This window comes from Streptomyces sp. NPDC050147 (assembly GCF_040660195.1).
Classification (GTDB): domain Bacteria; phylum Actinomycetota; class Actinomycetes; order Streptomycetales; family Streptomycetaceae; genus Streptomyces.
Genome location: NZ_JBFALJ010000027.1, coordinates 20,322 through 34,799 on the forward strand (window position 1 = coordinate 20,322; position 14,478 = coordinate 34,799).

Below are 14,478 nucleotides of genomic sequence, written 5' to 3' on the forward strand. Positions count from 1 at the left end.
CGCGGGGGTCCGCTAGGAGCAATTCGTCCGCAGAACCGGGGGATGTGCCGTTTTCACACACCCTCGCCGGTCAGCGGGAATTGCCACGTTCGGTGACTCTTGCACGGCTTTCGCCGGGCCGCCCACGCTCTCAGCGCGGGCGGCCCGACACACGGACCATGGGGTGTGCCTCACACGTTCGGGGGCGCCCCGTCGATCGGGCGTCCGAGCACCCCCGGGCGCTTCTGCCACGGCAACGGGCCGCCGGGCGGCCGGTAGTCGACGCCGAGCGCGTCAAGTCGCGCGTAGTGCGGAGTCATTCGCCGCTCGAAGTCCGCGAAGTCACGCTCGGCGGACGGCGGGAGCGGGCTCCAGGCGACCTCGGCGAAGGCGGCGAGGCGTGGGAACACCTGGTAGTCGACGCGTGCCTGGTACTCCATCACCTCGGTCCAGACGTTGGCCTGCGTGCCGAGCACGTGGCGGGCCTCGTCGGCGGTGAGCTGCGGCGGCACCGGCTCGAAGCGGTAGACGTCCTCCAGGGTGCGGACGAAGCCGATGGGCGCGGGCTCGTCGGGGCCGCCGTGCTGCCGGTGATCCAAGTACACCTGCTGCTCGGGGCACATGACGACGTCGTGACCGGCCTTGGCCGCCGCGATCCCGCCCCCGTACCCGCGCCAGGAGGACACGGTGGCACCCTCCGCGAGGCCGCCCTCCAGGATCTCGTCCCAGCCGATGAGCCGGCGTCCGCGCGCGGTCAGCCAGCTGTCGAAGTGCCGGATGAACCAGCTCTGCAGCCCGTTCTCGTCACCGACGCCGAGTTCCTTGATGCGGGCCTGCGCGGCGGGCGACTCCCTCCACTGGTCCTTGGGGCATTCGTCGCCACCGACATGGATGAAGGTGGACGGGAAGAGCTCGAGCACTTCTTCAAACACCCCTTCGTAGAACCGAAGGGTGTTCTCGGTCGGGGCGAGGACGTTGGGGTTGACGCCCCAGGTGTCCCAGACGCCCAGCGAGGAGGTGTCGACGACGTCGGTGTTGCCGAGCTCCGGGTAGGCGTGGATGGCGGCCTGCGAGTGCCCGGGGATGTCGATCTCGGGTACGACGGCGATGTGCCGCTCATGGGCGTACGCGACGATCTCGCGGATGTCGTCCTGCGTGTAGTAGCCGCCGTGCGGGGTGTCGTTCCACAGCTCGGACGCGCGGTGACCCCACTTCGAGCGCGGCCGCCACGATCCGGCTTCCGTCAGCTTGGGGTAGCGCTTGATCTCGACGCGCCAGCCCTGGTCGTCGGTGAGGTGGAAGTGGAAGACGTTCAGCTTGTGGGCGGCGAGGAGGTCGAGATAGCGCAGCACGCCGTCCTTGGGCATGAAGTGCCTGGCCACGTCGAGCATCATGCCGCGCCACCCGAAGCGGGGGCTGTCCTCGATCAGGCAGCCGGGGACGGTGTACCGCCCCGCCGCCCGCAGCGGGGCGCGCCTGAACGCCTCGGGCCCGACGAGCTGGCGCAGGCTCTGGGCCCCCCAGAAGACGCCGGGAGCGGCGCCACCGAGGATCTCGACGCCGCGCTCCCCCACCGTGAGCCGGTACGCCTCGGGAGCGAGGGAGTCGTCGATGCCCAGCGAGACACCACCGCCGTCACCGGGCGCCAGGGGCAGCCCCAGCGCACCGCCGAGGGTGGCGCGCAGCCAGCGCTCGGTGGACTCGGTGCCGGGGCCGGCCCGGAGCGTGGTCGAGGAGTCGAGGATGAAGCCTTCGGGAAGCGGGCCCTCGGCGCGTGCGGGCGCCGGGATGAGTTGCTCAAAGGTCATGCGGCGAGGCTGCCACGCGCTTGCCCCACGCAAAAGGGGCGTTGCGGCAGACGCAACGCCCCCTCGCGAGGTGGGCCGTGAACGGCGCCCGGGGGCTACTTCTTGCCGCCGCCCTTGCCGTCCTTGCCGCCCTTGTCCTTGTCGCCACCGGCGCCCATGGACTCGTAGATCTCCTTGCACATCGGGCAGACGGGGTACTTCTTCGGGTCACGACCCGGCACCCACACCTTGCCGCAGAGCGCGACGACGGGCGTACCGTCGAGCGCGCTCGCCATGATCTTGTCCTTCTGGACATAGTGCGCGAAGCGCTCGTGGTCACCGTCACCGCTCGACACCTGCGGTGTCGGCTCTACGAGGGTCCCCGTACCTGCCCCGCGCTCGGGCTCGGGCTCAAGAGTGCTCATGGCATCCAAGGGTACCTACGCTCGCGGCGTCCGGGCAGCGCCCGCCATGCGGTACCTGCTCGGCGTACGCGAAAGTCCGGCGGAAGCCGACCCACGAACGCCTGCGAGCCCCTGCCTCAGCTATGGCTCACACCCACCTCAGCGAATACGCGATCGCGTCACACAGGTCACCCATGGGGCCTTCTGTGCCACTGAGCGGCACGGAGAACGCGAGTACGAGATATCCCACGCCCCCGGGCATACGCACGTGCAGGTCCAGCGTCGCGTCCGTGAGGACGCGCACCATGTCCCCCGCCGGGAGTTTGCCGGTCGTGATCCGCGCCCCCGAGCCCCTGCGCCGAGCCAGCGTCCCGGCCAGATCGGCGACGTCCGGCGCGAGCCCCGGCGGCGTGGGCAGCAGAGAGATCAGCAGCGATGCGGGGAAGGCCGAGTCCTGCGGCGACTCGGCCTTGAGGAAGAACTCCAGGGCCCCCTGCGCGACCCCAGCTTCGGCGGTGTTGCGCAGGGTCGTCCATATGCCGCGCCGGGTCTCGGCGGAGGCGCCGCTGTCCGCCGCCTCGCGGTCCACGAACGTCTTGAGCTGCCCGCGCCACCGCTCCCGCGTCAGGTCGACGCGGAACCAGTCGCGGGGGACGAGGATGCGGTAGTCGGAGGGCGGCGCCACGGTATCGCTCACGCGTCCGGGTCCGTGTCCGCGTCCGCGTCCGGGATGATCAGCGGCTCACCGTCCGCCTCGAACAGGCGGATGCTGCTCACGATGTTTCCGAACATCGTCGCGAACGGATCCCACCCCGCGGGTGTCGGCGTGCTCATCTCCATCACCAGCGTGGTGCCGTTCGGCAGCGGTACGTAGACACGGATGTACGACGTCGGGAGGGTCAGACCCTGCGGATCCTCGGTCAGCTCGCCGGTCACCTCGTCGTCACGCGTGCCGACGCACGACACCGCGGGCCCACACGGGAGGTGGATCTCCGCGACCTCCCCCGCGTCCTCGCGGCGCAGGCTGGAGGCGATCGCCGCGATCGGGTCCCGGTCGTCACCCTCGGGGCTGTCGGTCAGCGCGGCGTAGACGGTGGCGCTGCAGGGGGCTTCTCCGACCGCGCTCACGCAGACGCCCGCGTACTGGGCGCCGGAGGCCAGCAGGTCGTCCATGCCGAGCGCGACGACGACCGCGAGCTTGAGCCACTCCTCGACCTCGGCCCCTGGCAGCGCCTTCTGCGCGAGCTCCTCGACGAGCCGGACCGCCTCGTCCTCGTCCTCCTCGTGGAGGGGGATGTCATGAAAGATTTCCGGCATCACCCAGCGGACGTGGATGTCGTCGGCCCGAATGTCGGTCCCGCTGGGGCGCGGCGCGGCTTGGGTCGGGATGAACTCCAGTTTCGACGGCGCGGCTGGAGCGGTGGAGGCGGTCACTTGGGGCCATCGCCTTCCTGGAGGGGCGGAACAGGGCTGTCGGGGGCGTCGGGGAAGAACTTCCGGGATGTGGCGTACATGCCGTAGTACGGGTACATGCTCGGGATGTCGGCGCCGCCTCGGCGGGCGATGACGACGATCTTGCGATAGAGACGGGCTCGGCAGCGCATGTTGCGCTGCGTCTGACTCACGACATCCGGGCGGCGCAGGCGATATGCCACCACGAGGCAGGCGAGGAGGATCAGCGCGTCGATGCAGATGAAGGCGATCTGGAAAGGCCTGGGCTTCTGCGAGGCGACGAGATCCCAGAAGGGCCAGGCACCGACCCCGAACACGAAAATCGGAAGGGCCAGGAGGCAACCGACGAGGCTGCCCTTTTCCGCATCTCGACGTCGCTGGAACAGCAGCCAGTGCACAGCTCTGTCATCGAGAAAATCAAAGCGAACCGCCCGGCCGTACTGCTCGGCCGCCTCTCTTGCGGCAGGAACCGCGGCGATGACGGACGAGGGGACCATGTCGTGGGCGGTCCCGGTGTCGTCGACGAACTTGCCGTACTCCAGAGCGTGATAGTCACTCATCAGGCGGTCTCCTTAGCCCGTGGGCGCCAGGGCGCCATGGAACGGCGCGGATGTCGGACTCGGGCTCGGCCTCGGTGAGGGCGACGGTGTGCTGTGCTCCGACGGTGGACTCGGGGTGGGTTGCGGACGTGCGCCAGGCCCATGATCCGGCGTCAGGGGCTCGGGCTCACCGCTGTCTGGCTGGATACGCGCCACCTTGAGGATCGAGTGCACGCCCAGGTTCGTCAGAGCGGCGGCCTTGATGACCCGCGTTACGTTCTCCGGGTTCCAGCCTCCAGCGGGGATCTTCGACCCCAGGGCGCTTCCGCCCGGGATCTTCGAACCCCACTTCCCGAGCAGCTTGGAGGCGATGCCGGCTCCCTTGTTGATGCCCTTCACGGCCATGCCGTTGGTGAACATGCCCCATACGGTCTTCCCTGCAGTGGCGAACCGTGCCCCCTTGGCCGCCGCGGTGACCCCCTTCAGCACGCCGAGGCCGGGTATGACCCCCAGCACGTCGATGGTGATCGCCATCGCATCGAACTTCCCGCCCCTGGCGAAGACGTCATACAACCGGCCCGCGAGAGCGGTTGCACTGAGCGCGGATGCGAGGCCCACCAGAAGCGCCGCGGCGAAGGGGCCGGTCAGGACCACCGCGGCGACCAATGCCACCACCGCCAGAACCGTCGCCGCCGCCGTGAACCAATCCGCGTGATCCGCGATCCAGTTCATGAACCCACCAGGATCCCGGACCCCGTCGTGATGGATCACGGTCTTGATCTTCTTGGCCGCCGCATCCGCCGCGTCGTCCCGGATCTCCACCGCGTTCATGATCTTCTGCCGGTGCTGTGCCATCACCGAGGTGGCGTCGTCCTGCTTCTTCTGCTGCTTCGTGCGCTCGGCGCCGTCCTTCTCGGACGAAGGCACCGTCCCCTTGGTCTTCTCCAGCTCCTTCATGGCGGCCTTCTGTTCGACCTCCGCCTTGCGGAACTCCTCCAGCGCCTTGTCCGCCATGCGCTGCGCGCGGTGCAGCTCGCTCGCGTATTCCTTGGACTCGCCTTCCCTCACCTTGGTGCCCAAGGCGTCGGCGGCCTCGTCGTAACGGTCGAACGCCTTCTTCAGGCGCCCCGCGGTGTCCCCAGCGACCTCATGAAAGGCGCGACCCGCGTCGCTGTCCCAGCTCTCGACCGATGCCAGCGCCTTGATGTTCCGCGCCTGCTTATCGATCTCCTCGGCCATGCCGCGCAGCTTCCTGCCCAGGCGTGCGACCTCGTACGGGTCGCCGGGCACGGGGTCGGAGTCGTAGAGAGGGGTCCAGTCAGTCGGCCGCCTGCTCACTTCTTGCCCTTCTTGTCGCTCTTCTTGGCGTCCCGGAGCGCCTGTGCGAGCTCGTGGTCGATGTCCTCGTACGCCTTGGCCGCATCGGCCGTGATCTTGGCGAGGTTCTCGATATCCTTGTTGAGCTTCTTGCGCGTCTTCTTCCACGTGGTGGAGAAGTCGTCGAAGATCTCGCGCAGCTTGTCGCTGCCCAAGTCCTTCTCGTAGCCGTCGGAGGGGTCGCCGTTCTCCTTGAACTCACGATGGATGCGGTAGAGCGACTCCGAGCAATCCTTGATGAGGTCGAGGTCGTATCTGGTCCTGTCGGCCACGGATTCAGACCCCCCACACGTACGAAGGCTCCCCGAGGGCGGGCGGCTTGGCCGGATTGCGGCGCTTCACGGTCAACTCCCGTAACAGGACGTCAGTTACGCGTCACGACGCTATCCCTGTGACTCGTGGTCGCGCCACCGAGAGTCCTCCTGAGGCGCTGACCTGTCAGTTAAGGGATGGATCATCCGGATACGTAGCCACCATCGCCAGCTCACTCCGCTGGCGGCGAAGCACCGCCCGCCACAACCCCTCCGGGTCCGGCGACGACACATCTCCCGGCTCGGACTCCACCACGTACCAGGCGCCCTCCACCAGCTCGTCCTCCAGCTGACCCGGGCCCCAGCCCGCGTACCCGGCGAAGATCCGCAGTGAGCCGAGTGCCGGGGCCAGGAGCTCCGGGGGTGTGTCCAGGTCGACCAGGCCGATCGCGCCGTGCACGCGGCGCCAGCCGATCGGCTCTCCCCTGCCCGGCCGCGCGGCGGGGGCGTCCTCGCCGGGGATCACCGCCACGCCGAGAGCGGAGTCGAGCGAGACCGGGCCGCCCTGGAAGACGACCCCGGGCGCGCCGGCCAGCTCGCCCCAGCCCTCGAGGATCTCCGCGACGTCCACCGGCGTGGGCCGGTTGAGGACCACGCCGAGCGAGCCCTCCTCGTCGTGGTCGAGGAGCAGCACCACCGCGCGGTCGAAGTTCGGGTCCGCCAGGGCAGGCGTGGCCACGAGCAGCCGCCCTGTGAGCGAGGACACCTCGGTCATGAACGACATGATCCCGCATCTTTGCCCCGCGGGGGGAGGCAATGCCCGTACGGGAGTGAACGCAGCTCAGGGGCGCACTGAAGCGGCCGGAGCGCACGGATTGGGCAGTGACCCGGAGTGTCCGGTTCCGAACGGTTCGTGTTGTCACCAAGTCCTGACGTGTTTCGCATGCCCTTGGCCTTACGGAGAGGGGGTACACGCCCATTACGCTTGCCCTTTGGTCCACCCGTCCATCCAATCGGAACGCGAGATTCATGACCGTCACCGACGATGTACTGCTTGTCCACGGCGGAACCCCGCTGGAGGGCGAGATCCGTGTCCGCGGCGCGAAGAACCTCGTGCCCAAGGCCATGGTCGCCGCGCTGCTCGGCAGCGCTCCGAGCAGGCTGCGCAATGTCCCAGACATCCGCGACGTGCGCGTCGTACGCGGACTCCTGCAGCTGCATGGCGTGACGGTCCGCCCGGGTGAGGAGCCGGGCGAGCTGATCATGGACCCCTCGCACGTGGAGAGCGCCAACGTCGCGGACATCGACGCGCACGCGGGTTCTTCGCGCATCCCGATCCTGTTCTGCGGGCCGCTCCTGCACCGCCTGGGTCACGCCTTCATTCCCGGCCTCGGCGGCTGCGACATCGGCGGCCGGCCGATCGACTTCCACTTCGAGGTGCTCCGCCAGTTCGGCGCGACCATCGAGAAGCGCGAGGGCGGCCAGTACCTGGAGGCCCCGCAGCGGCTGCGCGGTACGAAGATCCAGCTGCCGTACCCGTCCGTGGGCGCCACCGAGCAGGTCCTGCTGACCGCCGTCCTCGCGGAAGGCGTCACGGAGCTCTCGAACGCCGCCGTCGAGCCCGAGATCGAAGATCTCATCTGCGTACTGCAGAAGATGGGCGCGATCATCGCGATGGACACCGACCGGACCATAAGGGTCACCGGTGTCGACAGCCTGGGCGGCTACAACCACCACGCCCTCTCGGACCGCCTGGAGGCCGCCTCATGGGCTTCCGCGGCCCTGGCGACCGAGGGCAACATCTACGTCCGCGGCGCCCAGCAGCGCTCGATGATGACGTTCTTGAACACCTACCGGAAGGTGGGCGGTGCCTTCGAGATCGACGACGAGGGCATCCGGTTCTGGCACCCGGGCGGCTCGCTCAACGCGATCGCCCTGGAGACGGACGTGCACCCCGGCTTCCAGACGGACTGGCAGCAGCCGCTTGTCGTGGCCCTCACGCAGGCCGCGGGGCTCTCCATCGTCCACGAGACGGTCTACGAGTCCCGTCTGGGCTTCACCTCCGCGCTCAACCAGATGGGCGCGCACATCCAGCTCTACCGCGAGTGCCTCGGCGGCTCCGACTGCCGCTTCGGGCAGCGCAACTTCCTCCACTCGGCCGTCGTCAGCGGCCCCACGAAGCTCCAGGGCGCCGATCTGGTCATTCCCGACCTGCGCGGCGGCTTCTCGTACCTGATCGCCGCTCTGGCGGCGCAGGGCACGTCCCGCGTCCACGGCATCGACCTGATCAACCGCGGCTACGAGAACTTCATGGACAAGCTCGTGGAGCTCGGCGCGAAGGTCGAGCTGCCGGGGCGGGCCACGCTCGGCTGACGCTTCACCAGGCAAGCAGAAGGGGCGGTCACCCAGTGGGTGACCGCCCCTTCTGTTTGCTGCTTGAGGCTACTTGCCCTTAGCCGCTTCCTTGAGCTTGGAGCCCGCCGAAACCTTGACGCTGTAGCCGGCCGGGATGTCGATCGGCTCGCCGGTCTGCGGGTTCCGGGCGGTGCGAGCGGCACGGTGGGTGCGCTCGAAAGTCAGGAAGCCGGGGATGGTGACCTTCTCGTCGCCCTTGGCAACGATCTCGCCGACGGTCTCGGCGAACGCGGCCAGCACGGCGTCGGCGTCCTTGCGGGTCACCTCGGCACGGTCGGCCAGCGCGGCCACCAGCTCACTGCGGTTCATGTTTGTACTCCCGTGTTCTTCTTGCCGTTGAGGCGTGCCACGCGGCGGAGCCGCATGATGGGCACAGCGAAGCCGATGCTGCCAGGGTCCTCGGTCAGGCCCCGGACCCGGGTCCGTGATCCGGACCCTCGCGCCCAGAAAGGCATCCTGCCCCCACCTGCGGCGGGAAAGCCAATCCGGGCCCCCTTGGGGTCACACGAAAAGCTTCTCCACCCCTGGGAAGGTGGCAGTCGGGGGCGCGCTTCCACGCCACCCTAGAGGGCCTTTACGGGCCCTGCGTTCCGCGACGCGCCGTACTACGGGGCCGTGGCGCCTGTCACAGCCACCCCGGCGGCCTTCGCCGCGCTGCGCACCGCATCGGCGACCGCGCCCGCGACCTTGTCGTTGAAGACGCTGGGGATGATGTAGTTCGGGTTGAGCTCGTCCTCGGCGACGACGTCCGCGAGGGCGCCTGCCGCCGCCAGCATCATCTCCGTGTTGACGGTGCGCGACTGGGCGTCGAGCAGGCCGCGGAAGACGCCGGGGAAGACCAGGACGTTGTTGATCTGGTTCGGGAAGTCCGAGCGTCCCGTGGCCACAACTGCCGCCGTCTGGCGGGCGATCGCGGGGTCGACCTCGGGGTCCGGGTTCGCGAGCGCGAACACGATGGCGCCATCGGCCATGGCCGCGACGTCGTCGGCGTTCAGGACGTTCGGGGCCGACACGCCGATGAAGACATCGGCGCCGACGACCGCTTCCTTGAGGGTGCCGCGGGCGCCCTCGGGGTTGGTGTTGTCGGCGATCCAGCGCAGCGGCGAGTCCGGCGCGGCATCCACCAGGTCCTCGCGGTCCGCGTGCACGACACCGTGGATGTCGGCGACGACGGCGTGCTTGACGCCCGCCGCGATGAGCAGCTTGAGGATGGCCGTACCGGCCGCGCCCGCGCCGGACATGACGACGCGTACGTCACCGATTCCCTTGCCCACCACGCGAAGTGCGTTGGTCAGCGCGGCGAGCACGACGATGGCGGTGCCGTGCTGGTCGTCGTGGAAGACGGGGATGTCGAGGGCCTCGCGCAGGCGGGCCTCGATCTCGAAGCAGCGCGGCGCCGAGATGTCCTCAAGGTTGATGCCCGCGAAGCCGGGGGCGATGGCTTTGACGATCGCGACGATCTCGTCGGTGTCCTGGGTGTCCAGGCACAGCGGCCAGGCGTCGATGCCGGCGAAGCGCTTGAAGAGGGCCGCCTTGCCCTCCATGACGGGCAGCGCGGCCTTCGGGCCGATGTTGCCGAGCCCGAGGACCGCCGAACCGTCCGTTACGACCGCAACGGAGTTGCGCTTGATGGTGAGGCGGCGCGCGTCCTCGGGGTTCTCGGCGATCGCCATGCACACGCGGGCCACGCCCGGGGTGTAGATCATGGAGAGGTCGTCGCGGTTGCGGATGGGATGCTTGGACGCCATCTCGATCTTGCCGCCGAGGTGCATCAGGAACGTACGGTCGGAGACCTTGCCGACGGTGACGCCCTCGATGGTGCGCAGCTGCGCGACGATCTCGTCGCCGTGCGTCGTGGAGGTCGCCGCGATCGTGACGTCGATCCGGAGTGCCTCATGGCCGGAAGCCGTGACGTCGAGGCCGGTCACCGAGCCTCCGTGGGACTCGACGGCCGTGGTGATCTGGGAGACCGCGGTGCCGCTCGCGGGCACCTCCAACCGGACCGTGTTCGAGTAGGAGACGCTGGGCGCCGTTGCCATGGCCGACTTCCTCTGCTTTCACCGTGTTGCTCTTGCCGTCCGATCGTCGCACCTACCACTGAGTACGTGGTAGCCGCCTCGGATTGCGAACTTTACGTTCACCAGCTTTTCGGAAACTTGTTTCCACCATACGAGAAGTTGTGGGGACTCGGTAGGGGGGAACCGAAAGAGGCCTCCGTCACCAGGTGACGAAGGCCTCTTCGAACGCTTATGACACCGACCCGCCATGCTCGCCTCGCGGCAAGTGGTCGCTCGTAGCGACGATGGTTGGGCCCGGGGGCTTGGATCGGGCCGGTGCCACATCAACGGTAACAAACGAATCCCGCAAGGCAATTCCCGTCCCGCGAAGTCATTCGCGGAGCAGGTCCGGCACGCCCTCCGCGTCGGGGTCGTCGCGCTCGCCGGAAACCACCGTGAGCTGCTGCGTGGCCCGCGTCAGCGCCACGTACAGGACCCGCAGGCCCGCCGGGGACTCGTCCGCGATCTCCGCGGGCGAGACGACGACCGTGGCGTCGTACTCGAGCCCCTTGGCCTCCAGACTGCCGAGCGCCACCACGCGCCCGCCGAGCCCGTCCAGCCAGCGGGCCGCCTGCTCACGGCGGTTCATCGCCACGACGACGCCGATGGTGCCGTCCACCTGGTCGAGCAGGAGCGCCGCCTCCTCGCGCACCGACGCGCCCAGGTCCTTGTCGCGCACGACGGCGAAGCGGGGCTTCACTCCGGTGGACCGGACGGCCGACGGCGACTCGGAGCCCGGCATCGCGAGCGCGAGCACCTTGGCCGCGAGGTCGGCGATCTCGGCGGGGTTGCGGTAGTTGACGGTCAGGGTGAAGCGGCGGCGGGGACGGCTGCCCAGGGCCTCGTCGCGGGCCGCGGCCGCCTCGTCCGGGTCGGACCAGGAGGACTGGGCGGGGTCGCCCACGATCGTCCACGTGGCGTGCCGGCCCCTGCGGCCGACCATCCGCCACTGCATGGGGGTCAGGTCCTGGGCCTCGTCGACGATGACGTGCGCGTACTCGGTGCGCTCGGCGGCGAGCCGCTCGGCGCGCTCGCGCTGGGACTCCTCGCGCTGCGGCATCAGCTCTTCGAGCCCGGTGAGCAGGTCGAGGGGGTCGAGGTCCTTCTTCTTACGGGGCCTGTGCGGCGTACCGAGAATCGACTGGAGCTCGTCGATGAGCGCCACGTCGTGCACGGACAGGGCGTCGCGCTTGAGGGAGCGGGCGACCTTGCGGACCTCTCCGGGGTTCAGGATGCGGCGCGCCCAGCGGCCGAGGCGCCGCTCGTCGCCCATCGCGGAGAGCACGGCGCGCGGGGTGAGTTCGGGCCACCAGGCGTCGAGGAAGCGGATGAAGTCGTCCTCGGACGTGACGTCCTCGTCGAACGACGAGCGCAGCTCGGCGGCAAGCTCCGGGTCGCTGTGCCGGCCCGCGGAGCCCGACTGGGACCACAGGGCGTCCAGCAGAAGCTTGCGGGCGCGCGGACGCAGCAGGTTGACGGGAGCCGTGCCGCTGAGCGCGTTGCGCCGGATGCGGGCCAAGGCGTCGGCCTCGAGCTCCAGGCGGCGGCCGAAGGCGACCACACGGAGCCTTGTGGGCGTCTCGGCGGGGGTCTGGGCGCCCTCGTCCCCGTCGTCTCCGAACTCGCCGGACCCGCCGAGCCCCCCGAACGACAGCTGGCCGTCCTGGGCAGCGGTCTTCACGGCGGCGGTGCCACCGTCCAGAGCGCCCCGCGCGGCCTTCTGCAGGACGTGCAGCATCCGGGAGGAGCCCTTGATCCGGGCCACCGCGGGAGAGTCGTAGACGGTGGCCTCCACCGCGCCCGCCGTGTCGTCGGCCAGCGCGCCCACCGCGCGGATCGCGACCTGCCCCTCCTCGCCAAGCGAGGGCAGCACGCCCTCCGTGTAGGCCACGAGCAGCGGGGTCGGGGAGACGATGAGGATGCCGCCCGCGTACCGGCGGCGGTCCTGGTAGAGGAGGTAGGCCGCGCGGTGCAGGGCCACGGCGGTCTTGCCGGTGCCGGGGCCGCCCTCGACGTACGTCACCGAGGCGGCGGGGGCGCGGATCACCATGTCCTGCTCGGCCTGGATCGACGCCACGATGTCCCGCATCGTGTGGCTGCGGGCCTGGCCGAGCGCCGCCATCAGGGCGCCGTCGCCGATGACCGGCAGCGACTCCCCGTCCAGGGTCGCCTTGAGCTCCGGACGCATCAGGTCGTCCTCGACGCCGAGGACCTTGCGGCCCTTGGAGCGGATGACCCGGCGGCGCACGACACGGCCCGGATCGACCGGGGTCGAGCGGTAGAACGGCGCCGCGGCCGGGGCCCGCCAGTCGATCACCAGCGGGGAGTAGTCCGCGTCCAGGACGCCGATGCGGCCGATGTGCAGGGTCTCGGCGATCTCGGCCGTGTTGTTCACGCCGACGGCGTCCTCGGCGGGCTCGACCGACGTGTACGCGCCGTCCGGGCCCTTCTTGCCGTCCTTGCCAAGGAGCAGGTCGATGCGTCCGAAGAGGAAGTCCTCGAACTCGTTGTTGAGGCGGTTGAGATGCACTCCCGCGCGAAACACCTGGGCGTCCCGCTCGGCGAGCGCGCCCGGCGTGCCGACCTGGGAACGCTTGGCCGCGTCGGTCATGAGGAACTCGGCCTCGTGGATCTTCTCCTCGAGACGCCGGTAGACCTGGTCGAGATGTTCTTGTTCGACGCTGATCTCACGGTCGCGTACGTCGGCCACCGAGGCCCCTTTCCGGACGTGCAGCTGCCCAATCGAGCAGCCGTCTACCGTACGCGAAAGGGGGGCCCTGTGTGCACTTCGTGTGCTCTTCTCCTACGCGTCGACCTCCACCAGACGGTCGCCGTCGAAGGTGGTCACCTCGAAGTGGTCGATGTCGTTCCGGTCCATCGCGGCGCCGCCGTGGACGTACAGGGGGCTGCGCGCCCACTTGTTCGGGCTGTTCTCGATGCCGTAACCCCACTTCGGGACGGACCAGGTGGTCACCGTCTCCTTCTCGCCGTCCTTGCCGACCGCGACCAGGGAGCACTTGAGCGGACCCTTGACGTTCTTCAGCTCAAGGACCGTGTGCGTGCCCCAGGCCTTCTTCTCCGTGCCGACCGTGGCGCTGACCTTCGTCGTCGGGTCCGTGGCCTTGATCTTGTCGTCCATGTGGTGGAAGAAGGCGTCCTCGGCGGGGCTCGTGGGGTGCGGTTCGCCCGCCACGTCCGTCGTCCCGCCGTCGTCGTTCGCCGCGAGGACCGTGAGCGGTCCGCCGACGATCAGCGCCGCCGCCGCGGCGACCAGGTACATGCCCCGCCTGCGCTTCTGCGCGCGCTTGACGGAGACCTCGTCCACAAGGCGGTCCGCGAGGCGCGGGCTCGGCCTGGCGGCGAGCTGTTCGCCGATCGCCGGTACGCCGCGTCCACCCGGAAGGTCCGCGAGCGCGGCCAGCATCGGTTCCATGCCGGAGAACTCCTCCAGCTGGTGCGCGCAGAACTCGCAGACCGCCAGATGTGCCTCGAAGGCCGTCGCCTCCGCGTCGTCCAGGATGCCGAGGGCGTAGGCGCCGACGGTCTCGTGCACGTCGCCTGCTTCCGCATGGCCCCGCGCGTCATGTCCGTAGGACTCGTTCATGCCGTCACCCCCCGCTCCTCGAGCGCCAGCTTCATCGAGCGCAGCGCGTAGAAGACCCGCGAGCGCACCGTCCCACTCGGTATACCCAGTGTCTCGGCCGCCTCATTGACCGTACGCCCCTTGAAATAGGTTTCGACGAGTACCTCCCGGTGCGCGGGGGTCAGGTCGTCGAGCGCGTCCGAGAGAGTCATCAGCCACAGCGCCTTATCGATCTCGTCCTCCGCGGGGATGACCTCCAGCGGCGACGGGTCGACCTCTTGCGGCCGGGCCTGCCGGCTGCGGTGGCCGTCGATGACGATGCGCCGGGCGACCGTCACCAGCCAGGGGCGTACCGAACCGGTCGCACGATTGAGCTGACCGGCGTTCTTCCAGGCACGGATGAGCGTTTCCTGTACGACATCTTCGGCGCGCTGCCGGTCCCCCGCCACCAGGCGGAGCACATAGGCCAGCAGCGGCCCCGCGTGCTCGCGGTAGAGGGCGCGCATCAACTCCTCGTCAGGTCCGTTGCGTTGAGGGACCAGGCGATGTCGGTGCGGGCGTGCCTGCGGGCGCTCATCGGCCACGGCGGAATCCTTGCGCACGTCTGCCTCCGGTGTCCGCTCTTCGTCTTGGC

14 protein-coding genes are annotated in these 14,478 nt (G+C 69.4%); 1 reads left to right on the forward strand and 13 read right to left on the reverse strand.

The features are described 5' to 3' along the window. Positions 1-170 precede the first annotated feature (170 nt). The 8 genes from AB0I94_RS32995 to AB0I94_RS33030 all read right to left on the reverse strand — a co-directional run bounded on the left by AB0I94_RS32995 (position 171) and on the right by AB0I94_RS33030 (position 6,573). Positions 171-1,787, reverse strand: coding sequence for a beta-N-acetylhexosaminidase (locus AB0I94_RS32995; RefSeq protein ID WP_363313396.1), 1,617 nt, complete (start codon positions 1,785-1,787; stop codon positions 171-173). 95 nt (positions 1,788-1,882) lie between these two features. Next, the gene (locus AB0I94_RS33000) at positions 1,883-2,191 is read right to left on the reverse strand and encodes a DUF3039 domain-containing protein (RefSeq protein WP_363313397.1); all 309 of its coding nucleotides are present in this window, start codon (positions 2,189-2,191) and stop codon (positions 1,883-1,885) included. Between the two features lie 127 nt (positions 2,192-2,318). Next, a complete protein-coding gene (locus AB0I94_RS33005) occupies positions 2,319-2,867 on the reverse strand; it encodes a hypothetical protein (protein WP_363313398.1) in 549 nt (182 codons plus the stop codon). After that, on the reverse strand, positions 2,864-3,604 hold the full coding sequence (locus AB0I94_RS33010) for a hypothetical protein (protein ID WP_363313399.1): 741 nt from the start codon (positions 3,602-3,604) through the stop codon (positions 2,864-2,866). Before AB0I94_RS33010 ends, AB0I94_RS33005 begins: the two co-directional genes overlap by 4 nt. Continuing rightward, positions 3,601-4,182 (reverse strand): hypothetical protein, encoded by a 582-nt coding sequence (locus tag AB0I94_RS33015; RefSeq protein ID WP_363313400.1) that lies wholly within the window; start codon positions 4,180-4,182, stop codon positions 3,601-3,603. Before AB0I94_RS33015 ends, AB0I94_RS33010 begins: the two co-directional genes overlap by 4 nt. Positions 4,183-4,194: 12 nt before the next feature. After that, positions 4,195-5,499, reverse strand: a complete 1,305-nt coding sequence (locus AB0I94_RS33020) for a putative T7SS-secreted protein (protein ID WP_363313401.1) — start codon at positions 5,497-5,499, stop codon at positions 4,195-4,197. Beyond that, positions 5,496-5,810: a hypothetical protein gene (locus tag AB0I94_RS33025; protein ID WP_344521859.1), complete on the reverse strand. Its 315-nt coding sequence runs from the start codon at positions 5,808-5,810 to the stop codon at positions 5,496-5,498. The genes AB0I94_RS33020 and AB0I94_RS33025 overlap by 4 nt, the downstream gene beginning before the upstream one ends. Positions 5,811-5,976: 166 nt before the next feature. Further along, complete coding sequence (locus tag AB0I94_RS33030; RefSeq protein WP_363313402.1) at positions 5,977-6,573, reverse strand: YqgE/AlgH family protein; 597 nt, start codon at positions 6,571-6,573, stop codon at positions 5,977-5,979. Between the two features lie 245 nt (positions 6,574-6,818). Between AB0I94_RS33030 and murA the strand changes: the two genes are divergently transcribed. Then, the gene (murA, locus tag AB0I94_RS33035; RefSeq protein ID WP_363313403.1) at positions 6,819-8,162 is read left to right on the forward strand and encodes a UDP-N-acetylglucosamine 1-carboxyvinyltransferase; all 1,344 of its coding nucleotides are present in this window, start codon (positions 6,819-6,821) and stop codon (positions 8,160-8,162) included. 69 nt (positions 8,163-8,231) lie between these two features. Here murA and AB0I94_RS33040 read toward each other — a convergent pair whose 3' ends face one another. The 5 genes from AB0I94_RS33040 to AB0I94_RS33060 form a co-directional block, all read right to left on the reverse strand. Continuing rightward, entirely contained in the window at positions 8,232-8,513 is a 282-nt protein-coding gene (locus AB0I94_RS33040; RefSeq protein ID WP_161701580.1) for an HU family DNA-binding protein, read from the reverse strand. 296 nt (positions 8,514-8,809) lie between these two features. Further along, positions 8,810-10,243 (reverse strand): NAD-dependent malic enzyme, encoded by a 1,434-nt coding sequence (locus AB0I94_RS33045; protein WP_363313404.1) that lies wholly within the window; start codon positions 10,241-10,243, stop codon positions 8,810-8,812. Positions 10,244-10,592: 349 nt separating this feature from the next. Continuing rightward, entirely contained in the window at positions 10,593-12,971 is a 2,379-nt protein-coding gene (locus tag AB0I94_RS33050) for a UvrD-helicase domain-containing protein (RefSeq protein ID WP_363313405.1), read from the reverse strand. 93 nt (positions 12,972-13,064) lie between these two features. After that, on the reverse strand, positions 13,065-13,865 hold the full coding sequence (locus tag AB0I94_RS33055; protein WP_363313406.1) for a zf-HC2 domain-containing protein: 801 nt from the start codon (positions 13,863-13,865) through the stop codon (positions 13,065-13,067). After that, a complete protein-coding gene (locus AB0I94_RS33060; protein ID WP_363313407.1) occupies positions 13,862-14,446 on the reverse strand; it encodes a sigma-70 family RNA polymerase sigma factor in 585 nt (194 codons plus the stop codon). Before AB0I94_RS33060 ends, AB0I94_RS33055 begins: the two co-directional genes overlap by 4 nt. Positions 14,447-14,478 lie beyond the last annotated feature (32 nt).